Origin of the sequence: Phenylobacterium sp. Root1290 (genome assembly GCF_001425305.1) — a bacterium.
GTDB lineage: Bacteria > Pseudomonadota > Alphaproteobacteria > Caulobacterales > Caulobacteraceae > Phenylobacterium.
Window position 1 is genome coordinate 385,515 of the sequence record NZ_LMEE01000002.1, and the last position, 23,942, is coordinate 409,456.

The 23,942-nt window shown below is 66.0% G+C and carries 24 protein-coding genes and 2 tRNA genes; 11 read left to right on the forward strand and 15 right to left on the reverse strand.

Translation table 11 applies throughout. The features are described 5' to 3' along the window. The first annotated feature begins 79 nt into the window (after window positions 1–79). Together ASC79_RS11290 and ASC79_RS11295 are read left to right on the forward strand one after the other, a co-directional pair. Window positions 80–868 carry a sensor histidine kinase KdpD gene (locus ASC79_RS11290; protein ID WP_056015951.1) on the forward strand — a complete coding sequence of 263 codons (789 nt, stop codon included), beginning with the start codon at window positions 80–82 and terminating at the stop codon, window positions 866–868. 44 nt (window positions 869–912) lie between these two features. Continuing rightward, window positions 913–1,338: a SufE family protein gene (locus tag ASC79_RS11295; protein WP_056015954.1), complete on the forward strand. Its 426-nt coding sequence runs from the start codon at window positions 913–915 to the stop codon at window positions 1,336–1,338. 6 nt (window positions 1,339–1,344) lie between these two features. Here ASC79_RS11295 and ASC79_RS11300 read toward each other — a convergent pair whose 3' ends face one another. The 4 genes from ASC79_RS11300 to ASC79_RS11315 form a co-directional block, all read right to left on the reverse strand. After that, on the reverse strand, window positions 1,345–1,836 hold the full coding sequence (locus ASC79_RS11300) for a PAS domain-containing protein (protein WP_056015957.1): 492 nt from the start codon (window positions 1,834–1,836) through the stop codon (window positions 1,345–1,347). Window positions 1,837–2,038: 202 nt separating this feature from the next. Then, the gene (locus tag ASC79_RS11305; RefSeq protein WP_056015959.1) at window positions 2,039–2,461 is read right to left on the reverse strand and encodes a MucR family transcriptional regulator; all 423 of its coding nucleotides are present in this window, start codon (window positions 2,459–2,461) and stop codon (window positions 2,039–2,041) included. A gap of 221 nt (window positions 2,462–2,682) precedes the next feature. Continuing rightward, entirely contained in the window at window positions 2,683–3,894 is a 1,212-nt protein-coding gene (locus ASC79_RS11310; protein WP_056015962.1) for a DUF2336 domain-containing protein, read from the reverse strand. Between the two features lie 56 nt (window positions 3,895–3,950). After that, complete coding sequence (locus ASC79_RS11315) at window positions 3,951–4,835, reverse strand: crotonase/enoyl-CoA hydratase family protein (RefSeq protein WP_056015965.1); 885 nt, start codon at window positions 4,833–4,835, stop codon at window positions 3,951–3,953. A 140-nt stretch (window positions 4,836–4,975) separates the two neighbouring features. On the opposite strand from ASC79_RS11315, the gene ASC79_RS11320 reads away from it, so the two are divergent. From ASC79_RS11320 to ASC79_RS11330, 3 genes are all read left to right on the forward strand, one after another. Next, entirely contained in the window at window positions 4,976–6,514 is a 1,539-nt protein-coding gene (locus ASC79_RS11320) for an acyl-CoA synthetase (protein WP_056015968.1), read from the forward strand. 102 nt (window positions 6,515–6,616) lie between these two features. Next, entirely contained in the window at window positions 6,617–7,261 is a 645-nt protein-coding gene (locus ASC79_RS11325) for a hypothetical protein (protein WP_056015971.1), read from the forward strand. Beyond that, window positions 7,258–7,743, forward strand: coding sequence for a hypothetical protein (locus tag ASC79_RS11330; protein WP_056015973.1), 486 nt, complete (start codon window positions 7,258–7,260; stop codon window positions 7,741–7,743). The genes ASC79_RS11325 and ASC79_RS11330 overlap by 4 nt, the downstream gene beginning before the upstream one ends. A 47-nt stretch (window positions 7,744–7,790) precedes the next feature. On the opposite strand, the gene proS is transcribed toward ASC79_RS11330, so the two are convergent. Continuing rightward, a complete protein-coding gene (gene proS / locus ASC79_RS11335) occupies window positions 7,791–9,350 on the reverse strand; it encodes a proline--tRNA ligase (protein ID WP_056015976.1) in 1,560 nt (519 codons plus the stop codon). Between the two features lie 102 nt (window positions 9,351–9,452). Here proS and ASC79_RS11340 point away from each other — a divergent pair, with 102 nt between their 5' ends. Next, a complete protein-coding gene (locus ASC79_RS11340) occupies window positions 9,453–9,902 on the forward strand; it encodes a MaoC family dehydratase (protein ID WP_056015979.1) in 450 nt (149 codons plus the stop codon). A gap of 55 nt (window positions 9,903–9,957) precedes the next feature. On the opposite strand, the gene ASC79_RS11345 is transcribed toward ASC79_RS11340, so the two are convergent. Then, on the reverse strand, window positions 9,958–10,782 hold the full coding sequence (locus ASC79_RS11345; RefSeq protein ID WP_056015982.1) for a serine protease: 825 nt from the start codon (window positions 10,780–10,782) through the stop codon (window positions 9,958–9,960). Window positions 10,783–10,959: 177 nt separating this feature from the next. Between ASC79_RS11345 and ASC79_RS11350 the strand changes: the two genes are divergently transcribed. From ASC79_RS11350 to ASC79_RS11360, 3 genes are read left to right on the forward strand one after another with little or no spacing between them, the layout of a single operon-like run. Next, window positions 10,960–11,445, forward strand: a complete 486-nt coding sequence (locus tag ASC79_RS11350) for a peroxiredoxin (protein ID WP_056015985.1) — start codon at window positions 10,960–10,962, stop codon at window positions 11,443–11,445. 38 nt (window positions 11,446–11,483) lie between these two features. Then, entirely contained in the window at window positions 11,484–13,568 is a 2,085-nt protein-coding gene (locus ASC79_RS11355; protein ID WP_156378241.1) for a S9 family peptidase, read from the forward strand. Continuing rightward, a complete protein-coding gene (locus ASC79_RS11360; protein ID WP_056015991.1) occupies window positions 13,556–14,110 on the forward strand; it encodes a GNAT family N-acetyltransferase in 555 nt (184 codons plus the stop codon). The genes ASC79_RS11355 and ASC79_RS11360 overlap by 13 nt, the downstream gene beginning before the upstream one ends. Window positions 14,111–14,184: 74 nt before the next feature. Here ASC79_RS11360 and ASC79_RS11365 read toward each other — a convergent pair. Beyond that, window positions 14,185–14,258 (reverse strand) — tRNA-Gln (locus ASC79_RS11365). A gap of 144 nt (window positions 14,259–14,402) precedes the next feature. Here ASC79_RS11365 and ASC79_RS11370 point away from each other — a divergent pair. Continuing rightward, window positions 14,403–14,479: transfer RNA gene (locus ASC79_RS11370), tRNA-Pro, on the forward strand. 174 nt (window positions 14,480–14,653) lie between these two features. Here the strand turns inward: ASC79_RS11370 and ASC79_RS11375 are convergent. The 5 genes from ASC79_RS11375 to ASC79_RS11395 all read right to left on the reverse strand — a co-directional run bounded on the left by ASC79_RS11375 (window position 14,654) and on the right by ASC79_RS11395 (window position 21,920). Further along, the gene (locus ASC79_RS11375) at window positions 14,654–15,415 is read right to left on the reverse strand and encodes a L,D-transpeptidase (protein WP_200937167.1); all 762 of its coding nucleotides are present in this window, start codon (window positions 15,413–15,415) and stop codon (window positions 14,654–14,656) included. An 84-nt stretch (window positions 15,416–15,499) separates the two neighbouring features. Continuing rightward, a complete protein-coding gene (locus ASC79_RS11380) occupies window positions 15,500–15,823 on the reverse strand; it encodes a hypothetical protein (RefSeq protein ID WP_200937169.1) in 324 nt (107 codons plus the stop codon). Between the two features lie 302 nt (window positions 15,824–16,125). Then, the gene (locus ASC79_RS11385; RefSeq protein WP_056015994.1) at window positions 16,126–17,526 is read right to left on the reverse strand and encodes an efflux transporter outer membrane subunit; all 1,401 of its coding nucleotides are present in this window, start codon (window positions 17,524–17,526) and stop codon (window positions 16,126–16,128) included. Next, window positions 17,523–20,747 carry an efflux RND transporter permease subunit gene (locus ASC79_RS11390; RefSeq protein WP_056015997.1) on the reverse strand — a complete coding sequence of 1,075 codons (3,225 nt, stop codon included), beginning with the start codon at window positions 20,745–20,747 and terminating at the stop codon, window positions 17,523–17,525. Before ASC79_RS11390 ends, ASC79_RS11385 begins: the two co-directional genes overlap by 4 nt. A gap of 24 nt (window positions 20,748–20,771) precedes the next feature. Further along, window positions 20,772–21,920 carry an efflux RND transporter periplasmic adaptor subunit gene (locus ASC79_RS11395; RefSeq protein ID WP_056016000.1) on the reverse strand — a complete coding sequence of 383 codons (1,149 nt, stop codon included), beginning with the start codon at window positions 21,918–21,920 and terminating at the stop codon, window positions 20,772–20,774. On the opposite strand from ASC79_RS11395, the gene ASC79_RS11400 reads away from it, so the two are divergent. Further along, window positions 21,895–22,602: a TetR/AcrR family transcriptional regulator gene (locus tag ASC79_RS11400; protein WP_082532135.1), complete on the forward strand. Its 708-nt coding sequence runs from the start codon at window positions 21,895–21,897 to the stop codon at window positions 22,600–22,602. The genes ASC79_RS11395 and ASC79_RS11400 overlap by 26 nt on opposite strands. Before the next feature lie 2 nt (window positions 22,603–22,604). Here ASC79_RS11400 and ASC79_RS11405 read toward each other — a convergent pair whose 3' ends face one another. The 3 genes from ASC79_RS11405 to ASC79_RS11415 form a co-directional block, all read right to left on the reverse strand. Continuing rightward, the gene (locus tag ASC79_RS11405) at window positions 22,605–23,069 is read right to left on the reverse strand and encodes an Lrp/AsnC family transcriptional regulator (RefSeq protein WP_162244285.1); all 465 of its coding nucleotides are present in this window, start codon (window positions 23,067–23,069) and stop codon (window positions 22,605–22,607) included. A gap of 145 nt (window positions 23,070–23,214) precedes the next feature. After that, the gene (locus ASC79_RS11410) at window positions 23,215–23,571 is read right to left on the reverse strand and encodes a MarR family winged helix-turn-helix transcriptional regulator (RefSeq protein ID WP_156378243.1); all 357 of its coding nucleotides are present in this window, start codon (window positions 23,569–23,571) and stop codon (window positions 23,215–23,217) included. After that, the gene (locus tag ASC79_RS11415; protein ID WP_056016012.1) at window positions 23,568–23,792 is read right to left on the reverse strand and encodes a hypothetical protein; all 225 of its coding nucleotides are present in this window, start codon (window positions 23,790–23,792) and stop codon (window positions 23,568–23,570) included. Before ASC79_RS11415 ends, ASC79_RS11410 begins: the two co-directional genes overlap by 4 nt. Window positions 23,793–23,942: the final 150 nt, after the last annotated feature.

Genomic DNA, 23,942 nt, shown 5'->3' on the forward strand with positions numbered 1-23,942 from the left:
GACCGCAGATCGAAACCAAATCGTAAGCGGCCCGGCCCTAGATTTTCGCCAGTACAGACCGCGAGGCTTTTCGTCCCCCATGGCCCAAGCGGCTTCCATACCGCCCGGCGCGCAACCGGCTTGCGCAGCAGAGACGGACGCTCGGGCAGCGGCCCGCAAGCGGCGCGACGCCGTCGCAGACGAAGCGAAGCGTTCGTTCCTGCGCATGGCGAGCCACGAACTTCGCACGCCGCTGAACTCGATCCTCGGCTTCTCGGAAATCCTGCAGTCGGAGCTTTACGGCCCGCTGGGCGCCCCCCAGTACAAGGAGTACGCGGGCATCATCCACACCAGCGGCGCGCGGCTGCTGAAGCTGGTGAACCAGGTGCTGGAAATCGCCCGGCTCGAAGGCGGGGCGATGGATTTCGACCTGCGCCCCGAGTCGCTGGACCATGCGCTGGACGACGTCCTGGACGGGCTTCGCGAAGAGATCGCCCTGCGCAACGTCGCCGTGCTGATCGAGAACCGCGGCGCTCTGCCGGTGGCGCTCGCTGACGCCCGGGGGCTGCGCAACCTGCTTGGCAACCTCGTCCAGAACGCCGCAATCTTCTCGCCCGAGGGCGGCGTCGTCCGCGTGCGCGCCGAGCGGATCGGCGACTGGGTCGAACTGGCGGTGATCGACCGCGGCCCTGGCGTGGATCCCGAGGACATTCCGCGGCTGCTGCGGCCGTTCGAGCAGGGCGAGAACGCCCTCACCCGCCGCAGCGAGGGTGCGGGCCTCGGCCTGCCGATCGTCGAGCTGCTGTGCACCGCCATGGGCGGCCGCCTGAAGCTGAGCTCGGCTCCGGGCGAAGGGCTGACCGCCCGCGTGAGGCTGCCGGCGGCCTGAAAGCCGTTGCGCTGGCGGCCCGCGGCGCCTAAGTCGCCTTTGATATGAGCACAATCGAGAACGACCTGGCCGACCTCGTCGAGGAGTTCGACCTCCTGGGCGACTGGGAGGAACGCTATCGCTATGTGATCGAGCTTGGCCGCGAGCTGGCGCCGCTGACCGACGGCGAACGCAATGACGCCAACAAGGTCCGCGGCTGCGCCAGCCAGGTCTGGCTGGTGACCGAGCCGCAGGCAGACGGCGCCGTCGTGTTCCGGGGCGATTCAGACGCCCACATCGTGCGGGGGCTGATCGCGGTGCTGCTGCGATTGTTCTCCGGCCGGCGTCCGGACGAGATCCTCGCCTTTGATGTGAAGTCGGCGTTCGATCGCCTGGGCCTGGCCGGCCACCTGTCGGCTCAACGGTCCAATGGCCTGGCGTCAATGGCCGCGCGCATCCGCCGCGACGCCGAGGCGCTCACCACCGCCTAAGACGGATCAGGCGGCGCGAATGCCGCTGGCGAAGGTGTCGCCCTGCACGCCGACAACGGCGTCGTAGCCGAGGATCATGTCGACATCCGCGCCGTTCGACGCGAGCGGCAGACGCAGCCACAAGATCGAGATGTGCGACGCGCCGCGCCAGGCCAGGCTGTGCACGCCCACCGCGGGCCGCCGCTCTTCAACCAACTTGCTCAATTCACGGCGCCAGTAGTCGGCCGCGTTGGAATTGTAGACCTCGGACAGGGTACGGCCGGTGATCTCGCGTCCATACACCCCATAGAGGCCGGTCCCGGCCAGGCGCAGGCGGAATTCCATCGGGTCGCGGCGAACATCGATCAGGCTGATCGACGGCAGCAGCCGCTTGAAGTCGTCGGGGCGAATATCATCGCGTCCCGGCAGTCGGCCGCTTCGCCGAAGCCCGGCCCAATAGGCGTAAAGCTCTTCATGAGCGCGGGCGGCCGCCGCCGAAGCCCCCATCTGTGCGGCCATATTCAGATTCCTTAACAACCCCTTGGAATCACGACGAATCACTTATCGCCCAGAGGGTGATTCTCCGGCAAGGGGAAATCCTAACCGCTGGAAAGAATTCGGGCCGAAAGGTGGCGCAGCTTGGCCGTAGAGGCGCGCGGGCGCCCAAAAGAAAACGCCCGCCGGTGAGAGGGCGGGCGTTCGAAGATCGCTTGTGTGCGGCTTACTTGGAGCGCTTGCGCGGGGCCTGACGGCCGCCTTGCCCAAGACCCATCTGCTTGGCGAGGTCCGAGCGCGCCTTGGCGTAGTTCGGCGCGACCATCGGGTAGTCTTTCGGAAGACCCCACTTCGCGCGGTATTCCTCAGGGCTCATATTGTACTTCGTGCGCAGGTGACGCTTAAGCGACTTGAACTTGCGCCCATCCTCCAGGCAAACCAGATGATCGGGCGTGATCGACCGACGCACAGGAACCGCAGGCTCCTTCGGCGCGACTTCCTGAACATCGGAACCGGTGGAAATACCGGCCAGCGCCCGATGGACGCTCTGGATAAGGTTCGGGAGGTCGGCGGCAGCGACCGAGTTGTTCCCGACATACGCGGAAACAATATCCGCCGTCATCTCAATGACTTCCGACTTCTCGTCCATATTTCTCGGTTCCGTGAGTGCGGTTGCACCAAGTTGGGGGATGACTGATTCACGACATCAGTGATCGCGTTAATATCTGGAACCCAACTGCAGCACAAGCATCCAATACGGTGCTGTTCTTCAACGAACACGTTCATCGTTAAGTCTAGGTGTTTCGATGCACCGATCGGTTGTGCAATACCTACTATTGCGACGCGGCAAAGCGTCGCAAGCTGAAGTGATCAGCGCCCAAATTCCTTGGAAAACGCTAGCATGGCGGCCTTCTGTGGGGCCGAGTATTCGTCGAAACCGTCTTCGTCGCCATCGCGGATGGCGCGTAGTAGAGCTGGCGTCAGGGCCGACGTCAGAGACCAGTTCCAATACCTGAGAACAGTCTGGGCGCGGTCGACCGCGATCATGTCGAAGACCAGTATCGCCCGTTCCAGCGCCGCGGAGGGGGCCCCGTCGGCTTCTGTCTCGTCGCGCTTGAGCCCCCGCCATAGGGCGCGGATCGCGGACTTCGGCAGCCCCGTCGCCTTGCAGAGAATAGCTAGCGGCTCACCGCCGGAGTCGGTGAAGATCTTCGCGCCGGTCATCGGCTTCAAGCCGGCGAGATAGGATATCTCCTCGGCGACCTCGCGCGTCAGCCCGTCGCCGGCCGCGGCCACGGCTGCTTCCAGGTGATCGAAGGGGCTCTTCTCGACGGCAGCGCGGTTGCGCTGACGCCGTTCGATGAACTGCAGCGCCTTGCGGGAAAGCGAGTCCTGCCAGCGCTCGGCGGCGGCCATGGCGAAGATGTCGCTGGTCGCCTCCTGGAGGACTTCGCGTGAGACCGCGAAACGTTGGAGGATGATCTTCCGCGCCTCGGCGTCGGCCCACCAGAACAGCACATAGGCGTGCGCTGGCCGCAGTTCCGGCCGGCGCAGCAGCATCGTCGTCAGACGCGGATCGCCTCGCGTCAGGGCCACGACCGCCTCGATGCCGCCCGTGGAGAACTTGGCCTCGTCGTTCTTCAGCAGGCACTCCAGGACGAGCACTTCGCCGAACTCGATCAGCACGTCGCAGACGACCTCGCTGACCCCGCGGCGCAGGGCGATGAGCCGGCGATGCTCCAGGTTCATCAACCGGGCGCAGTCGAGCAGATCAGAATCCGACAGGGTCGCGGCGTTGAGCAACAGCTCCTCGGCGATATCGACCTCGTCGCGCAGCAACAGCCGCGCCAGGCTGGCCGGTATCTCGGTGAGCCCGGAAATACGCCGGGCCACCTTCTTGCGCTCCGCGGGCTCGGCGTCGCGCAGCATGTCGACCAGCAGGTCGGCGGTCATCGCCCGCTCGAAGGCGTTGACCCGCGAGATCGGCAGGCAGACCACATCGGCCAGCCGCTTGAGCAACGTCGCCCGCGCCCGTGAGGCGGGCGGGGCGTCGAGCTCGGTCATCATCGACGGCAGATTCATGGCAGGTCCGAACGAATACCTGCCGCTATCGAATCACATCGCGCTTAACCGTGTGTTCACTTGAAGCTTGGCGCCGACCAATGTTCCCAGATGTCCGGCAGATCGCTGGACACCTTGTTCGGGAACGACGGCGGCCGCTTCTCGAGGAAGGACATCACGCCTTCGCGGGCGTCGGCCATGGCCCCGCGGGTCTGGATGCCGCGGCTGTCGGCGCGATGGGCCTCCATGGGATGCGAGGCCCCGGCCATCCGCCACAGCAGTTGGCGCGTCAGGGCGATGGACACCGGTGCCGTGTTCTCGGCGATCTCGCGCGCCAGCGCCCGCGCCGCGGGCAGCAACTCGTCAGGGGCGTGCAGCGAACGGACCAGCCCGTGGTCAAACGCCTCCTGCGCAGGGAAGACGCGGCCGGTATAACACCACTCCAGCGCCGTCTGGACGCCGACCAGACGCGGCAGGAACCAGGACGAGGCCGCTTCCGGGTTGAGACCCCGTCGCGCGAACACCAGGCCAAAGCGCGCCTCGGTCGAGGCCATGCGGATGTCCATGGGCAACTGCATCGTAACGCCGACGCCCACGGCCGGCCCGTTGATCGCCCCGATCACCGGCTTGAGGCTGTCATAGATGCGCAGCGAAACCAGGCCGCCGCCGTCACGCTGAACACCCTCACGGGTGCGCGCGGCCTTGTCCTCGCCGCCCCGCTTTTCATAGTCGAAGGTCTCGCCGCCGGCCGACAGGTCGGCCCCGGCACAAAAGGCGCGCCCTGCCCCCGTCACGATCACGGCCCTGACGTCGTCGTCGGCGTCGGTGACGTCGAACGCGGCGATCAGGTCCTTCATCATCTGCGTGTTGAAGGCGTTGAGCTTCTCCGGGCGGTTGAGGGTGATCGTCGCCACCCCATCCTCGACGCCGTATCCGAGGGTCTCGAAACTGTGCGTGGCCATCTGATCCTCCCTGAAATTTCGTCTAGTCCGCCGCGCTTGACGGACGGTCCGTCAAGGCCCGCATACTCGCCTTAACAACGATAACTTTGGGAGGACGGTCGAGACGCCCATGAGCGTCTGGCCGCCGCAAGGAAGAGTTCATGCATCCGGCCAATCACGCCCAGACCAACCCCGACCGCGCCGCCTACATCATGGCCGGGTCGGGCGAGACCGTATCCTACAGGGAGTTGGACGAACGCTCGAACCAGGGCGCGCAGCTCTTCCGGTCCATGGGCCTGAAGACCGGCGACGTCATCGCCATCCTGATGGAGAACCACCCGCGGTTCTTCGAGATCGCCTGGGCCGCGCAGCGCGCCGGCCTCTACTACGCCTGCGTTTCCTCGAAGCTCACGGCGGGCGAAGTCGAGTACATCATGAAGGACTGCGAGGCGAAGGTGCTGATCACCTCGACCGCCGTAGGCCCCGTCGTCGACGAGTTGCCGCCGCTGCTGCCGGGTGTGAAGCTGTTCATGGTCGGCCAGCCCCGCGCCCCTTACGAGAGCTTCGAAGCCGCGCGCGACGTCCAGCCGTCCACGCCGATCGCCGATGAGAGCGGCGGCGCCGACATGCTCTATTCGTCGGGCACCACCGGCCGGCCGAAGGGCATCAAGCCGCCGCTGACCGGCGCGCCGATCGACGCGCCCAACCCGTTGGCGATGATGGCCCAGATGCTCTTCGGCTTTCAGAACGACAGCATCTATCTCTCGCCCGCGCCGCTCTATCACGCCGCCCCGCTGCGCTGGTGCATGAGCGTCCATCGCCTGGGCGGCACCGTGGTGGTGATGGAGAAATTCGATCCCGAAGACGCGCTGGCGTTGATCGAAGAGCACAAGATCGATGTCGGCCAGTTCGTGCCGACCCACTTCGTGCGGATGCTGAAGCTGCCGCCCGAGGTCCGCGCCAAGTACGACGTCTCCTCGATGCGCTCGGCCGTGCACGCCGCCGCCCCCTGCCCCATCCCGGTCAAGGAGCAGATGATGGCGTGGTGGGGTCCGGTGATCCACGAGTACTACGCCGGCAGCGAGGGCAACGGCTTTTGCTACATCGGCCCGCACGACTGGCTGACCCACAAGGGATCGGTCGGCAAGGCGACCACAGCCGAACTGCACATCGTCGGCGAGGACGGCGAAGAGCTGCCGCCGCGCAGCGAGGGCGTGGTCTACTTCGGCGGCGGCGCGCCGCTGACCTATCACAACGCCCCGGACAAGATCGCCGAGAACACCAACAAGTACGGCTGGACCACCCTGGGCGACGTGGGCTGGGTCGATGAGGAAGGCTTCCTCTACCTGACCGACCGCAAGAGCTTCATGATCATCTCAGGCGGCGTGAACATCTATCCGCAGGAACTTGAGAACCTGCTCATCACCCACCCGAAGGTGGCCGACGCCGCCGTGGTCGGGGCTCCGGACGAGGAGATGGGCGAGAAGGTCGTGGCGGTCATCCAGCCCATGGACTGGAGCGCCGCCGGCGAGGACCTGAAGGCCGAGCTCGCCGCCTTCTGCCGCGCCAACCTCAGCCACGTGAAATCGCCGCGCCTGATCGAATTCATGCAGGAACTGCCGCGCCACCCGACCGGCAAGCTCTACAAGCGCCTGATCCGCGACGCCTACTGGGGCAAGGAAGGCTCGCGCATCGTCTAACAGCGCAATCGTTCCCCATTCGTTCTTGATTTCAATGCAATCTATGCGATAGTTCCTCCTCGCATGGCCGTACGGCGATGCTGAGATCGACAGGAACCCCGCATGACGACAATGCCGAAAGGGCAGCCGCGCTCCGTACCTGATCCGGAGGGCGAACTTTATGATGTTGAGATGGCCGCCCTCAGGAGGCGGCGCGAGGAGGCCGAGGACGGGCGCACAAAGATAGCCCGCCCCAGTCTGGTGCAATCGTTCATTCCGGTCGTCGGTCCCGCATGGGAGGCCGTCGCCGACTATCAGGACGGGAATTACGCGGGCGCAGCCTTCAACGGGGCCATGGCGGTCGCGGACCTCCTGCCGATCGGGATAGCGGCGAAAGGCGCACGCGCCGCGAGCAAAGGCATCAAGGTTCTGAAGGACGGTTCAGTCTCGGCAAACGCCGCCGCCAAGAAGATTCGGGCGAAAGGCTTGGCCGGCAAGGGGCAGGAGATCCACCATACGATCCCCTTGAAGGGCCTGAGCCGCACCGCCCAGGATCCTCGCAATCACTATGCGCTGCTTAAAGTGCTGCCTGTCGAACAGCACCGTCGCCTGACGGGAAGCTGGAAGGGAGCCCCTCGCTATGACCCTGTCCGACGTGTTTGGTACGGAACCACCGACTGGCAGAAAGCTCTGCCGACGGCGGCCGCCGCGAACCTGGCCGATGGCGTTCAAAACCTTTCTCAACAGCGGGGAACGCCGCGCAGATGAGTTCGAATACCGACACAATCACCTCCGATCTCATCGACTTCAGGTTCCCATTGATCGGCTTCACGCCCGATCGTGAGATTTGGGGGTTTCCCGATCGAAAGTCGCTGACGACCTGCGGAGTGCTGACACTGCGTGAGGGCAAATCCTTGGGGATGGAGCTCATCGACGGCGACGGCGGTTGCTGGCGAGTCACGGCCATCCACGACAAGGGCCGCGCGCGATCCCTGATTCCCTGGCTCATAAAGGCGCTGCTGTCCGGTCGGCTGTACAGGATCGAATACAGCCTAATGCGGCTTGAAGAGACGTCCCTGAACGAAGTGAAGGCTCGCGCCTGCAAGTCGCTGGAAGCCTTTCCGGATGACTACTGCCTCTTCGACGAGCGGGAAACGGTATTGCTTCCGCTAATGGAGCAGGTGCACGCCGCTGATAGTGTCGACGAGATCTTCAAGCTTCTAGGCTTGGATAGCTTCGAGGCATACTGAGCTTCGAGATATCGGCGAGGCGACTACGCCTCGCCGATAGTGCGCGGCTAGTAAGACCGCCCAATCAGGATTTCCTCGACGCCCGGCGCGCCGGTGAAGACGCAGGCGCCGAACGAAGCCGGCTGGTCGGCCGGGGCGTTACGCAGGGTCAGCTTCAGGGCCTTCAGGCGGGTAACGACCTTTTCCAGCTCGTCGCCGGTCGGACGGCTCCACGACGCCCGCACCCAGCCCTTGAAGGGCGAGGTTTCCTCGTCCTCGTCGGAAAGCTGGCCGAAGTACTCGGCGACCTGGTCAAAGGTGGTCAGATCGCTGCGGATATTGGCGTCGAGGCGCGCCTTGGCCTCGTCGAACAGCGTCTGCTGGATTTCGGCCAGCAACGCCGGGGCCTGTGCGACGAACTCATCGCGGGCCAGAGCCTGGGACTTCACCTTGTCGCCGTCGCGCAAGCGGTCGCGACGCATGAAGCTGACCTGGCCGCCGGCCGCATCGCGCGGGCCAAGCTCGACGATCACCGGGGCGCCGCGACGCACCCAGTTCCAGCGCTTGTCGCTCGACTTCTGATCCTTGGTGTCCAGCAGAGCGCGGATTGGCTCGCCGAGCGCGAACTGCGCGTTGAGGTCCTTCACCAGGGCTTCGGCATAGGCTAGGACCTGAGCGTCCTCCTCCTTGCCGCGCAGCATCGGAACGATGACGATTTGGCGCGGCGCGATGGCCGGCGGCAGGCGCAGGCCGTCGTCGTCGCCGTGGGTCATGATGACGCCGCCGATCATGCGGGTCGACGTGCCCCAGCTGGAGGTGTGGCAGAACTCCATCTCGCCGCTGTCGCTCTGGTAGCGGATGTTCTGGGCCCGCGAGAAGCTGGTGCCGAGATAGTGCGACGTGCCGGCCTGGAGGGCCTTGCCGTCCTGCATCATCGCTTCGATCGAGAAGGTGTTGTCGGCGCCGGGGAAGCGCTCGTTCTCCGGCTTCTCACCGGCAACCACCGGCATGGCCAGAACGTTCTCCGAGAACTCCCGGTACATCTCCAGCGCCAGCAGCGTGGACTTCAGGGCGTCCTCGCGGTCAGCGTGGGCCGTATGCCCTTCCTGCCAGAGGAACTCCGACGTGCGCAGGAACAGGCGCGTACGCATCTCCCAGCGGACCACGTTGGCCCACTGGTTGATCTTCAGCGGCAGGTCCCGATAGCTCTTCACCCAACGCGAGAAGGCGTCGCCGATGATGGTCTCGGAGGTCGGACGGACGATCAGCGGCTCTTCCAGCTTGGCGTCCGGATCAGGCTGCAGCTTGCCGTCGATGTTCTTCAGCCGGTGGTGGGTGACCACCGCCATCTCCTTGGCGAAGCCGTCGACGTGCTCGGCCTCCTTGGCGAAGAAGCCGAGCGGAATGAACAGCGGGAAGTAGGCGTTGTCGACGCCCATCTCCTTGATGCGGCGATCCATGGTCTGCTGGATCCGCTCCCAGACGCCATAGCCCCACGGCTTGATGATCATGGAGCCGCGCACGGGGCTGACCTCGGCCATGTCCGCCTCGCGGACGATCGCCTGGTACCAGTCAGGGAAGGTCGACTTGTTGCCGGTCATCCGGCTGACGCTGAGAGCTCGTTGCATATGGCGCTCTTTAATGTCCCTGGCGGCGGCGTAAAGGCGTTGCGAGCGCCCAGACAGGTGCTAGACCTCGAACATCTGTTTCAATTGATTTGGGAGCAAACGATGAACCCGGTGGAGTTCAAGGATCTGGCCGGCCTGGTCGGTCAGGAAGTCGGCGTTTCGGATTGGGTGGAAATCACCCAAGAACGAGTCAATCAATTCGCCGAAGCCACCGGCGACCATCAATGGATCCACGTCGACGTCGAGCGCGCGACCAAGGAAATCGGCGGCCCGATCGCCCACGGTTACCTGACCCTGTCGCTGATCCCGTTCCTGGGCGCCGGCATGCTGCCGATCAAGGGCGTGACCCGCGGCATCAACTACGGCTCCGATAAGGTCCGCTTCGTGAACATGGTCCGCGTCGGCAAGCGCGTGCGCATGCGCCAGAAGCTGATCGGCGCCGAGCCCAAGGCCGGCGGCATGCAGCTGAAGAACGAGTGCACGATCGAAATCGAAGGCGAGACCAAGCCCGCGTGCATCGCCGAGACGATCTCGGTGGTCTACGGCGCCTAAGCCGAGCCCCTCGACCGATCGAAGCGCCGCCCGTCATCGCGACGGGCGGCGTTTTTTATTGCGGAGACACCGCTTCCTCGGCCGACGCGGCGCGCGCGCCGGTGATCGGCTCGGACCGGGCCATGGTGATCGGCGCCCGCGGGTCGTCGATCAGGGTGATCGTCTCGCGGATGAACTTGGCGTGCGTGACGATGCCGATTTCGAGCCGCTCATTGTTCAGCTCCACCTGCTGGGTCAGCAGGCCGGCGATGAACTGCACTTCCTGACCGGCGTCGGCGCCGCCGACCCGGCGATGCGCCGCCTGCGACATGAAGACCGGCCCGCCCGAATTGCCGGGGAACACCGTGAAGTCGAGCAGGAAGGTCGGGAAAACCTGAGCCGGCGCCACCGGGAACGATGCGACCCGGCCCGACCGCAGGATCGGGAAGCCCGCCTGATTGGCGGCAAGGCCGCGCGGGAAGCCCAGCGCCATCATCTCATCGCCGGCGCCGATGCGGTTGGCCTGGAAGGTCTCGTCCTCCGCCAGCCACTGCAACGGAATCGCCGACTTGGCGAAGGCCTCCGGCGCCTTGATCGAAATCGCCGCCACGTCGCGCGACGGATGCTTCGTCCACAGCTGCGCGCCGTTGGCGTCGCGGATCTTCACGGTCTGGGGCGAGTAGCTCCAGCTGCCGTCCGGATTTGAAACCCGATAGCCGATGCGCGCTTCGGCGCCCGGCATTTTCGCAAGGACGTGGTTGGCCGTGACCAGCACTGTACGCGGACTGCCGTCCGGCGCCGTCTCGGCGATAAGGAACCCAGTGCCCACCGTGCGCGTTCCATCGCCCAGCGGCTGCTCCAACTGGACAGTCGCGTGTATCAGTTCAACTGCAAGATCCAAGGCAAACGCCCCTAAAACTCAACAAATCGTACGCTCTTCGATACGCGATATTTAGTTAAGAACGCCGTTAGCGGAAAGGCCGGGAGACCGCGCCCGATTGCCGCGCGACGCCCCTATGGCGATTAAGGGTCAGGTCGGCAGACCTGCGCAAGAGTTGCACGGAGAGTTGAGCCGAGCATGTTCCAGCGTATCGCCGTCGGCACGCGGATTCCCGCCGCCAATCTTGCAGAACTCCAAAATGGTGAACTGACGATTCTGCGGACAGAGAGCCTGTTCGCAGGCAAGCGGGCCGTGGTGATGGGCATGCCCGGCGCCTTCAGTCCGACCTGCGCCCAGCGCCACCTCCCCGACTTCATCGGCAATGCGGACCGCCTGCGATCGGCAGGCTTCCACCTGCTGGTCTGCATCACGCCCAATGACCCTTGGGTGATCGATCGCTGGGCCCAGGACCTGGATCCGCAGCGCAAGGTCCGCTTCCTGTCTGACGGCAATTTGGAACTGACCCGCAAGCTCGGCCTCAGCGTGCGGGCGGAGGGCTTTTATTTGGGCGAACGCAGCGCGCGCTACACGATGATCCTGCGCGATGCGGTGATCGAGAAGCTGGCCGTCGAGAGCGCCATCGAGGACTTCGCCTGCACGACGGTCGACGCGGTTCTGCTCTAGCCCTTGAGGCCAGCGACGCGGCGTCGCATTTAGCTTGCATGAGCGCTCCCAAGCCCCCCGCCGCCCGCCGCGTCCCGAAGCTCGTTGAGCAGCTCGGCCGCACCCGCACCGACGACTATGCCTGGATGAAGGACGACAACTGGCGCGAGGTGCTGCGCGCCCCCAAGGTCCTGCGCCAAGATATCCGCGAGCACCTGGAGGCGGAGAACGCCTACACCAAGACGCTGCTTGAAAAGACCGAGGCGCTGCAAGCGCAGCTGTTCGCGGAGATGAAGGGGCGGATCAAGGAGGACGACTCCAGCGTTCCCGCCCCCGACGGCCTCTGGGAGTATTACGCCCGCTACGAAATCGGCGCTGAGCACCCAATCCACGGCCGTCGCCCCCGCGGCCAGGCAGACGGCGAGCAGGTGCTGCTGGACGAGGACGCCCTGGCCAAGGGCAAGGCCTTCTTCCAGGTCGGCGCGGCGAGCCACAGTCCCGACCACAAGCTCTACGCCTGGGCGGCCGACGAGCAGGGTTCGGAATACTACACGATCCGCGTGAAGGACCTGGAGAGCGGCGAGACCTTCGATCACGCGATCGACAGCGCCTACGGCTCCTTCGTCTTCTCGCCCGACAGCCAATGGATCTTCTGGATCTGGCGCGACGAGAACGCCCGCCCGTCGAAGGTCTTCCGTCGGCCGGCGCGCGGCGGCGACGACGTCCTGGTCTACGAGGAGGCCGACGAGGGGATGTTCCTGGGCGTCGGCGTGGCGTCGGACCGCAGCCACATCCTGATCCATGTCGGCAACCAGGAAACCACCGAACTCTGGCTGATCCCCGCGTCCGAGCCGACGGCTGAGCCCGTCGTCGCCGAGCCCCGCCAGGAAGGCGTGAAGTACGAGCTCGACCACTGGACCGACCGCTGGGTGATCCGCACCAACGCCGACGGCGCGGTCGACTTCAGGCTCGCTCAGTCGAGCGCCGCCGTTCCCACGCGAGAGACCTGGAACGACTTCGTCCCGCATGAGCCCGGGCGCTTCATCACCGGGTTTGCTGCGTTCGCCGGCTTCCTGGCGCGACTGGAGCGCGTCAACGCCAACGACCGGATCGTCATCATGGCCCGCGACGGCGAGAGCCATGAGATCACCTTCGACGAGGAGGCCTACGCCCTCTCCCTGGAGGACGGACTGGAGTACGACACCTCGCTGACGCGCTTCGTCTACCAGTCGCCGACCACGCCGCGGCAATGGTTCGACTACGACATGGCCAGCCGCGAGCGGACCCTGCGCAAGACCCAGGAGGTCCCCTCAGGCCACGATGCGTCCCGCTACGTCGCGCGCCGCCTCTACGCCACGGCTACGGACGGCGCCGAGGTGCCGATCACGGTGCTGATGCTGAAGGACACGCCCCTGGATGGGTCGGCGCCCCTGCTGCTCTACGGCTACGGCTCCTACGGGCACGCCATGGAGCCCACCTTCTCGATCCGCAATCTCAGCCTTGTGGATCGCGGCTGGATCTGGGCCGTGGCGCACATCCGCGGCGGCTCCGACAAGGGCTGGGGCTGGTTCCTGGACGGCCGCAAGGAGAAGAAGACCAACACCTTCACCGACTTCATCGCCTGCGCCGAGCATCTGAGCGCCAATGGCTATGGCAAGGCCGGCCGCATGGTCGCCTACGGCGGCTCGGCCGGCGGCATGCTGATGGGCGCCGTCGTCAACATGCGGCCCGACCTGTGGAGCGGCATCATCGCCGCCGTGCCGTTCGTCGACGTCCTGAACACGATGAGCGACACCACCCTGCCGCTGACGCCGCCCGAGTGGCCCGAGTGGGGCAACCCCCTCGAGGATCCCGATGCCTACGATCGCATCGCCGCCTACAGCCCCTATGATCAGGTCGGCGCCAAGCCCTATCCCCCGGTGCTCGCAACGGGCGGCCTCAGCGATCCGCGCGTCACCTATTGGGAGCCGCAGAAGTGGGTGGCGAAGCTGCGCGACAACACGACAGGCGATGCGCCGATCCTGCTGAAGATCAACATGGACGCGGGCCACGGCGGCGCTTCGGGTCGTTTCGACTTCCTCAAGGAAATCGCCCTCGACTACGCCTTCGCCATCTGGGCGCAGGAACGGGGTTGGGAACAGTGATTGTCAGGGCTTCGACGACGGAGGACGCCTCCGCGCTGGCTGAAATCTACGGCCACCACGTGCTGAATGGCTTCGGCACCTTCGAAGAGGTCCCTCCGACCGCCCACGACATGGCCTCCCGCCGCCAGGCGATCGTCGAACGCGGCCTGCCCTATCTGGTCGCCGAGGACGAAGGGCGGGTCCTGGGCTTCGCCTATGCCGGGCCGTTCCGCCCCCGCGCCGCCTATCGCTACACGGTCGAGGACAGCGTCTACATCGCGCCAGACGCCGTTGGACGCGGTGTCGGCAAGGCGGTGCTCGGCGCCGTCATCGCGGCCTGTGAGGACTTCGGCATCCGCCAGGTGGTGGCGGTGATCGGAGACTCCGAGAACGCCGGCTCGATCGGCCTGCACGCCTCGCTCGGCTTCGAGCATGCCGGCGTCGGCAAGGGCTTCGGCTGGAAGAAGGGACGCTGGGTCGACATCGTCTGGATGCGCAAGGCTCTGAACGGCGGCGACACCAGCGCGCCTGAGGCCGCTGGCATGATCCTGGGCGGGGCCTGAGGAGGCCTGCTGGCCTGTGGCCTAGTCACACCCCACCGGGTTGCGCCTGCAAGGGTGTCTGAGCTCGGGAGAAGTGGCTGGGGAACTAGGACTCGAACCTAGAATGACGGTACCAAAAACCGCAGTGTTACCATTACACCATTCCCCAGCAGGAACGGCTCGGGGGGATATGTCCCCCGCGGCGAGGGCGTGGAGATAGCTCAACACTTCGCCGGATGCAACGCCCCAAAAAAGGTCTTTCTGACCCGCTTGCGGCGCAGAAGGATCGCCTCTATAAGGCGCCCTCCCAAGTCGGAGTGTGGCTCAGTCTGGTAGAGCACCGCGTTCGGGACGCGGGGGTCGCAGGTTCGAATCCTGCCACTCCGACCATTTCATTCCCCCGCTTACGCGGGTGGATGACTTCCCAAAATTCCCGAAACACATCCACCCCTTCGGGGGCGGCGGACGCATCCGCGCGCCGTCGCCGCCAGCTAAGCAGAAGGCATGCCGGGCTATTCGTCCGGCTTCTGGGCTCGCACGCATGACCCTGTGCGCCAGACGCAGTCAGTGCGCGTCCGGACGGCCCCGGACGTCGTCGGCAGCCGCGGTCGCGCCAGCATCGACGCCCGTAGCGCTCGCAGCGGCCAACCCCGACAGCGGACGTTCCTGATATTGGAAGTTCAGGAACACCTCCTCGATCGGCCGCGTCTCGGGCAGCACATAGGCCACGCCGCTCGTGCCCGTGAACTCCGGGACGACCACCTTATTGTAGAAGTCCGGGGGAACATTGATGCAGCCGAAGGTGATGCGGTTGTCCTCGACGCTGGGCGATTCCAGACGCTTGAGGCGCTGCTCCTTCGGGTTGTTGTTGACCACCTGGTGAATCGACACGGCGGTTTCGTAGTCCACCCAGAGGATGTCCTTGTCGCTCGGGCTCGCGCCGAAACCTGCGACGAAGCGTCCCGCCGGCGTCGTACGCTCCTCCGGGGTGATCTTGGAGAGCTCTTTTTCGCCAATGCCCGGCGCGGAGTCATCTCCACGCGCGAACCCCAGCAATGCGGGAGCGACGCCGCGCAACAAGCCGTCACCGCCGAAGACGAAGACCTCGGCAGAGGTCTTGTCGATGATCATGAACGGCAGGCCCTTGTTGTCTCCGGATGCGAAGATCCAGTCGGCCAGCTTCACAACCTCAGCTGACGCCGGTGTCTGTGCGGCGCCAGATCGCTGCTCTGGCGTCGCTGCGGCTGCGGTCGAGGCTGCAGACACCCCGACCGACAGCACACCAAGCGCCCAAGCCGCCAACATCGCTTTCAAAGGATCGCGCATGGAATTCGTCCCACCAACCCAACGCCACTACAACTGGCGCCAAGAGCGAACGTTTGACGGCGCAGATCGTCGAAATTGGGACGATCAGTTTCTTGGCATCTTTGCAGCGCGCGAAGACGCCGCCTGGATGGCCATCTGCTCGTTTCGGTCCACGCGAGCCGTCAGTTGATCGAGCCGCTGGTTGGCGTTCCGAGCGTCGTTTGACGCAGCCTGGGCCGCGCTGTTGGCCGCATCCGCACGCTGAATCGCGTCCGTCGCCTTGGAGTCGACGGCGTCAATCCGCCCGTTCACCGCAGCAATCTGCTCATTGACATAGTCAGTGGTGGCGCAGCCGCTTAAAGCCAACCCGCCTACCGCCAGGATCGAAACGAATCGTACGCTCGCCCAGGGATTCATCAGTCGGACCATCTCGCACGTCCTCTTTGGTTGAAGACGAATGGTCGCCCAATCTGGCTGACGCCTGTACCCGGCGAATCCCTTAGTTCGGCTCCACTTGTCTGCTGATGTCCTCGCCCTCGACATACAGCGCCTGGGCGTCGGCAGACGACCCGATGGTCGCCGAAACTGGCGGGCCTTGGCTTGGACCAAGCCTCGACGCCGCCAGCCTTTCATAGGAACTGAGACCTCAATGGAGAAAGTCCCGCGCAGCTGGAAGACAAGCTGCAACAAAGAAAAAGGGCGGGGGAACGCCCCGCCCTTGTCCTCAGCTATCAGACCTTGGGCTCCCACCCGCCGCCCAGCGCTTTGAAGAGCGCAATCTGGTTTGTCGTCACCTGAGCGTCCGACTGAGCAAGTTGGGCCTCCAGAGAGGCTAGCTGTCGTTCAGCGACCAGGACGGCCAACAGGCTGTCCACGCCGGCCTCGTTGCGCAGACGCGTGAGGTTGGCCGCTTTGGCGCCCTCGTCACGCGCGCGCTTGAGCGCGGCGCGGCGGTCCAGTTCGCGAGCGTACTGGGTGAGCGCCGTCTCGGTCTCCTGCAAGGCCGTCAGGTTGACCTTCTCGAAGTTGGCGAGCGCTCCCTCCGCGCCTGCCCCGGCCTGCTTCACGCGGGCCCGGGCGGCGAGGATGTTCGGGAAGTTCCAGCTGATCAGGGGCCCGACGTTGAAGGTGAAGTCGTCGCCAAGGTCGCCGGTGCGAGCCCCCGTCGTCGCCAGCCCGCCGCCGATCGTGACCGACGGATAGAGCGAGGCCGTCGCCACGCCGATGCGCGCGGTGGCGGACGCCAGTTCACGCTCGGCCTGACGCACGTCAGGACGGCGCGCCAGCATGCCGGCGCCGTCGCCCACCGGGATGGCCTGAGCCACCTGCGGCATCGTCTGGCAGCTCAGCAAAGCCTGAGGCGCCTCGGCGGGGGTCTTCCCGGTCAGCAGCGCCAGGCGGAAGAGCGCGGCCGAACGCTGGGCGTCCAGCGTCGGCAACACCGCCTTGGAGGTTTCCAGCTGCGTCGCTGCGCTGGAGGTGTCCGCCGCCGTCCCGCGGCCGGCGTCGAGCTGACGAACCGTCAGGTCATAGGTGTTCTGCTGCAGTTCGATCGTCCGCTTCGTCACGGCGATCTGCGCATTCGCGGCGCAGATGTCCGCATAGGCGCGAGCGGTCTCGGCGGCGACCGAGATCCGCACCACGTCCAGCGCCGCCTGCGCGGCCGCCACGTCGGCTCGATTGGCCTCGAGACTACGACGAACGCGGCCGAACAGATCGACCTCATAGGACATGTCGAAGCCGGCGCGGTAGCGATCGCCCTCGCCGAACTGGCCCGACAGCAGGTCCTGCTCGCGCACGCGCTGGCCGGAGGCCGACACGGTCGTGGAGGGCAGCAGTCCGGAGCGAGTTTCACTCAGGACCGCGCGGACCCGCGACAGGTTTGCGGCCGCGACCGCAACGTCCTTGTTGGCGACCAGGGCCTCCTGGACCAGGCCATCGAGGGTCGGGTCCTGGAACAGCCGCCACCAGTCGCCTGGTGGCGCTTGCGGGACGGCCACGTCCGCCTCGGCGGAGACGAACGCCCCCTGCCCCGAGGCCACCGGCGCCGGGACCTTGTAGTTCGGTCCGGCGGCGCAGGCGGTGAGCGCGGTCGCTCCCAGCAGCGCAGAGATCAGCTTAAGGCGGATCACTTCGCGCCTCCTTCATACTCGAGCGGGTGGTGCGGCGTGCCGCCCCCGGTGGTCGGATAGGTCTTCTCTTCCTTGCCCTTGGCCTTCGGAAGCCGGGCGGCGATCCAGCGGCAGAGGACATAGAAGACCGGCGTGAAGATCAGGCCGAAGATGGTGACGCCCAGCATCCCGAAGAACACCGCCGTCCCCAGGGCCTGACGCATCTCCGCCCCCGGACCCGTGGCGATCGCCAGAGGCAGCACCCCCAGGATAAAGGCGAAGGAGGTCATCAGGATCGGACGCAAACGGGTGCGGGCCGCCTGCACCGCCGCCTCGAACCGGTCGGCCCCTTGGTCTTCCTCCGCCTGCTTGGCGAACTCGACGATGAGGATCGCGTTCTTGGCCGCCAGGGCCACCAGCACAATCAGACCGATCTGGGTCAGGATGTTGTTGTCCTGGCCACGCAGGTTCACGCCGAGGATCGCCGCGAGGATACACATCGGTACGATCAGGATGACCGCGAGCGGCAGTGTGAAGGCCTCGTATTGGGCCGCCAGCACCAGGAACACGAACACGACCGCCAGGACGAAGATCAGCGTACCGGAGTTGCCGGCCGCCTTTTCCTGATAGGCGAGCTCGGTCCACTCGTAGCTGAAGCCCGGCGGAAGCACCTTGGCCGCATGGTCCTCCATCGCCGTCAGCGAAGCGCCCGAGGCGACGCCCGGAGGCGCCCCGCCCTGCACTTCCGCGGCCGGGAAGAGGTTGTAGCGGACCACGCGCACCGGACCGGTCTCATCCTTCACTGTCGCCAGCGATCCCAAGGGAACCATGCCGCCGGAAGCCGAGCGGACCTTGATCCCGGCGATATCGGCCGGATCGTCGCGCGCGTCGGACTCCGCCTGCGCGGTCACCCGGAAGGTGCGGCCGAGCAGGTTGAAGTCGTTGACGTAAGTCGAGCCGAGATAGGTGCTCATCGCGTCATAGATGGAGCTGGGCTGGACCCCCATCAGCAGCGCCTTGTCGCGGTCGATCTCGGCGGTCACACGCGGCGAGCCGGTGTTGAACTGCGAGAACACGCCTACGGTGCTCTGCGGGGTCTGGGCGGCGGCGCCGACCAGACCGTTGGCGGCCTGCTCCAGCGCGGCGTAGCCTGCGCCCGAGCGGTCCTGGACCATCATCTTGAACCCGCCGGCGTTACCCATGCCTTCGACAGGCGGCGGCGCCAGGAAGAAGATGTTGGCCTCCTGAATGCCCGCCAGACGACCCATGACCTGACCAGCCATGACGTCAGCGCTCAGCTCCTTGCCGCGCACCGCCCAGTCGTCGAGCTTCACGAAGAACACGCCGCCGTTGGACATGGCCGAGAAGCTGGCCCCGTCGAGGCCGGCAAAGGCCGACACGCCCTGCACGCCGGGAGTGTCCTGCACGATGGCGCTGGCCTGGCGAACCACGGCGTCGGTCCGTTCCAGCGAGGCGCCCGGCGGAAGCTGGACGACCCCGATGAGGAAGCCCTGGTCCTGTTGCGGGATGAAGCCGGTCGGCGTGGCGGTCAGACGCCAGCCGGTCAGCAGGATCAGGCCAGCATAGACGACCAGCACGATCATGCTGGCGCGCACCAGTCGGGCCGTCAGCGCGCCGTACTTGTCGCTGAGCCAGTCAAAGCCGCTGTTGAACTTCTGGCCGGCCAGCTTGATCGGACGCATCCAGCGCGGGCCGGTATCGGCCGAGTGTTCGACGTGCGGCTTGAGCAGGATCGCGGCCAGGGCCGGCGACAGGGTGAGCGAGACGATCAGCGAGATGACCGAGGCGGCCGAGATGGTCACCGCGAACTGGCGGAAGAACATCCCCGGGATGCCCGGCATGAAGGCGGTCGGCACGAACACGGCCAGAAGGACGAGGCCGATGGCGATCAGGGCGCCGGACACTTCGTCCATCGTCCTATAGGCCGCCTCTCGTGGGGTCATGCCCCTGCGTATGTTTCGCTCGACCGCTTCAACCACGACGATGGCGTCATCGACGACGATGCCGACAGCGAGCACGAGGGCGAACATCGACAGCGAGTTCAGCGAGTAGCCGAGCGCCAGCTGGATCGCGAACGTGCCGACCAGCGCGACCGGGATGGCGAGGATCGGAATGATCGCCGCGCGCCAGGTCTGAAGGAAGATCATGATCACGACGACCACGAGGACCACCGCTTCCAGCAGCGTGCTCTGAACCGACGAGACGGACGCCTCGACGAATTCGGTCGGGTTGTAGGGGATGGAGTAGCTCACGCCTTGCGGCATGGACGGCTTGAGTTCCTCTACCGCCTTCATCACCTCGGCGGCCGTCGACAGCGCGTTGGCGCCCGGTTGCTGGACGATCGCCAGGCCGATGCCGCGCTTGCCGTCGAAGTAGCCGCGCATCCCGTAGTCCTGGGCGCCCAGCTCGACGCGACCGATGTCGCGGACGCGCGTCACGCGGCCTTCGGCGTCGGTGCGGATGACGATGTTGGCGAATTCTTCCGGATCCGCCAGGCGGCCTTGGACCTGTACGGGCAGCTGGAAGGCCGCGCCGGTGTCGGTGGGAGCCTGGCCCAGGGCGCCGCCGGCGGCCTGGACGTTCTGCGCCCGCAGCGCCGCGACGATCTCGTCGGACGTCAGATTGCGCGCGGCCGCCTTGCCCGGATCGATCCAGACTCGCATCGAATAGAAGCCGCCGCCGAACACCTGCACGCCGCCGACGCCCTTGATGCGCAGCATACGGTCGCGCACCGTAGAGTTCGCGAAGTTGCCGATGTGGTCGAGGTCGGCATTGGGGTCGTCCGACGTCAGGGCGACCAGCAGCAGGAAGCCTGAGAGCTGCTTGTTCACGGTGACGCCGACCTGGCGCACCTGCTCGGGCAGGCGCGGCGTGGCCAAGGCCACCCGGTTCTGCACAAGCACCTGCGCGGCGTCGAGGTCGGTGCCCGGCTCGAAGGTCACGGAGATCGTCGCCATGCCGTCGGCGGTCGACGACGAGGTCATGTAGAGCATGCCCTCGACGCCGTTGATTTCCTGCTCGATCGGCGCAGCGACGGTCTCGGCGAGGGTCTCGGCCGAGGCGCCCGGATAGACGGCGGTGACCGCGATGGTCGGGGGCGCGATGTCCGGATACTGCGACAGCGGCAGCAGCGGCAGCGCGAAGGCTCCGATCAGGGCGATGAACACCGCCAACACGCCCGCGAAGATCGGACGGTCGATGAAGAAGTGCGAGAAGCGCATGGATTCCGTTCCTGGCTCGGGCCCTTATCGGGCGCCGGCCGGCGTGGCGCTCGAGGCCACGGGAATGGTGACGTTGGTGGTGACGCGCTCAGCGGCCTTCTTGGGCTCGATGGTCACGACCTTGGCCTTGACCTTCATGCCCGGCCCCATGAGCCGCACGCCGCCGTTCACAATGACCTTGTCGTCAGCCTTGATGCCGGTGCGGATGACCCGCAGGCCTTGGCTGACCGGACCAAGCTCGACCGGCTTGAGAGTGACCGATCCATCGGCCGCGACCACGTTGACCGCCTTGCGGGCGCCGTCGGCGACGATGGCGTCCTCGGGCACCAGCAGCGCGTCATAGGCCTGGCCGCCTTCGACCTTGGCCTTGCCGAACATGCCGGGCTTCAGGAAGCCGTTAGGATTGGCGACCACGGCGCGCATGCGAACCGCGCCGGACGAGCTGTCCAGGCTGTTGTCGGTGAAGTCGATCTCGCCGTTCCAACGATAGTCGGGCTCGTCTTGCAGACGGATCTGCACCTTGCCGCCCTTGCCGGTCGCGCGCTGGTCCTTCAGCAGTTGGCCTTCGGACGCGTCGAACACGAAATGGATCGGGGTGGTGGAGACGATGGTGGTCAGGACGTCGGCGCCTGCGCCGCCGCCGGAGATCACGTTGCCCGGGTCGACCCGACGATCGGACACCACGCCCGAGGTCGGCGCGGTGACGCGGGTGAACTCCAGATCCAGCGCCCGCGCACGGACGCTCGCCTGGGCGACTTCGCTGGCGGCGCGCTTGTTGTCGTATTCTTCGCGGCTGATGGCCTGGACCTTCAACAGGGTCTCGGCGCGCGCCAGATCCGACGCGGCGAGCTTGGCCTGGGCGCGGGCGGCGGCCAGTTGCGCTTCGGCGGGGCGCGGGTCGAGCGTGAAGAGCAGTTGGCCCTTCTTCACGAACTGGCCTTCGCGGAAGTGCGCGGTCTGCAGGTAGCCGCCGGCGCGAGCGCGCACATCGACGCGCTCCGGCGCCTCGAAGCGGCCGGTGAAGTCGTCCCAATCGACGACCGATTGCCGCAGAGGCGTGGCGACGGAAACTTCCGGCGGCGGCATCTGCGGGGGGCCTTCCGGCTTGCCGCATCCAGCCAATACCAATGCAGCGGCAGCCGTTGCGATGAACGGCGCGAGAAACTTTCGCATGATTTATCCCAGGGGCGGGGGAGCGCCCAAGTCAACGGTTGATGACTTTTACATCGACAGGGCCTACATATGTCAACAGCCGATGACAACAAGGGAGCGAACGGCGGAAATGGCCGAAAATCCGGCGCCGGTGCGCGCGCGCAACGCGGCTGCGACAAGACAAGCGATCCTCGATGCGGCCAAAAACCGTTTCGCCAGAGAGGGTTATGATGGCGCGAGCCTTCGCGAGATCGCCGCCGACGCCCGCGTCGACGCCGCCTTAGTTTCGCGATATTTCGGCTCAAAGGAGGAGCTGTTCGTCGAGGTTCTGAACTGCGGACCTGACGCTACGGAACTCTTTCAGGGCGAACTTAGTCAGTTCGGCGAGCGCGTGGCCGACCGTCTGCTGGACGACCCCGATCGCCACGACGGCCTCGACCATCTCCTGATCATGTTGCGTTCGGCCTCTTCGCCGGCTGCTGCCGAACCCCTGCGGCGCTCGATGCGCGCCTGGTTCCACGACCCCTTCGCAGCCTACCTCGGTGGACCGGAAGCCGACGTCCGCGCGCGATTGGCCGGCGACCTCATCATGGGCGTGGCGATCTCACGCGCCATTACAGACGACCATGACCTGGACGCCGAGGGCCAGGCCAGTCTCCGCCGCCGGTTGGCCAAGGTCATCCAGGCTGCCGTTGAGCCCTAGGCTCAGAGCGGGATCGTCGCGCCGAACTTCACGCGCCGGCGGATGAACACCGTCTCGAACCGGCCGACCGACGGATGGTCGGCGATCTCGGCGTCGACGAATGCGTTGAACGCCTCCATGGCGTCAAAGACCGTGATGCACATCAGGTCGTAGGCGCCCGCGATCTCCATGACGACCTGGACGTGGGGCGAGCGGCTGAGCCGCGCGCGAACGTCGGCGACGCGCGCAAGCCCCTGCTGGGCCAGCTGAATCATCACCATCACCGAGATGTGGTCTCCGGCCAGCCGCGGGTTGAGCACCGACACGTCCGCCGTAATCAGCCCATTGCTGCGGTAGTGGCGGATACGCCGTTGAATCGCCGAGGGCGACAGCGGCACGCTGTCGGCGAGCTCGTGCGCGCTCGTCTGGTTCGATACCTGGAGCGCCGACAGGATCCGCACGTCCAGTCGGTCGAGCTGCAAATCCATCGCCATCTCCTCCACGGTCTCACGACCTCCAGATGGCGCTCGGGCGATGCGCGGTCATGCCGTTCGCGACCAAGGTGGCCGACCGCGCGTCTAAGCGCGATCTCTGTCGCAGATCGGCTGATTTCATCGACGAAAGCAAAGCCCGCTACTGAGCGATCGGCGCCGCCTCGGCGATGATCTGGTCCAGTCGGTCGCGAACCGCCTGCCCGGCCACGGTGAGGTGCAGCACGCGGCTGCGCGCGTCGTGCGGATTGAGGAAGGCCTCGATCAGCCCGCACCCCGGCGCCCTCGCCCACGCCGAGCCTGGCGGCCCGAACGACCGCACGCTGCGCGACGCCGTGGGTTCAGTCATCTGCGCCACATGGGCGAGCTCCTGGATGTTCAGGCCCTCGTTCTCGCAGGTGTAGAGAAAGGTCATGATCTCATTGACCGTGATGGTCGGATTCAGGCCGCGGAACAGCGCCAGCGCCTCGATCAGGGAATTGCGGGACCGCACGCTCAAGACCTCGCATAGGCGTTCAGCCGACCGGTTCCGCTCCCGGCCGGCAGCGCCCTCACGGCCGGCGTAGCCCGTCGCTCCCGGCGTTCGCGCATCGCCAGCTTGGCCTCGGGATAGACCACCCTTACCTGCTCGAGGATGCCTTCCAGGCGACGCTGATGTTCGGCCGCTTCGACATAGTCGCCGACATTCAGCTCAATAGAAATTTGGCCCCACAGCTTCATGACGCGCTCCCAAAACCGATTGTCTCGTCGTTGCTATGGCTAGCCTCGAGCGGACGCGGTTTTGGAGCGTTCTGGGCGGCGGCGGCGCGGCGGCGCGGCGATGTTCGTCGCACGCCGCCGCTCGACCGCGCTGGTCCCTCCCCGCACCCA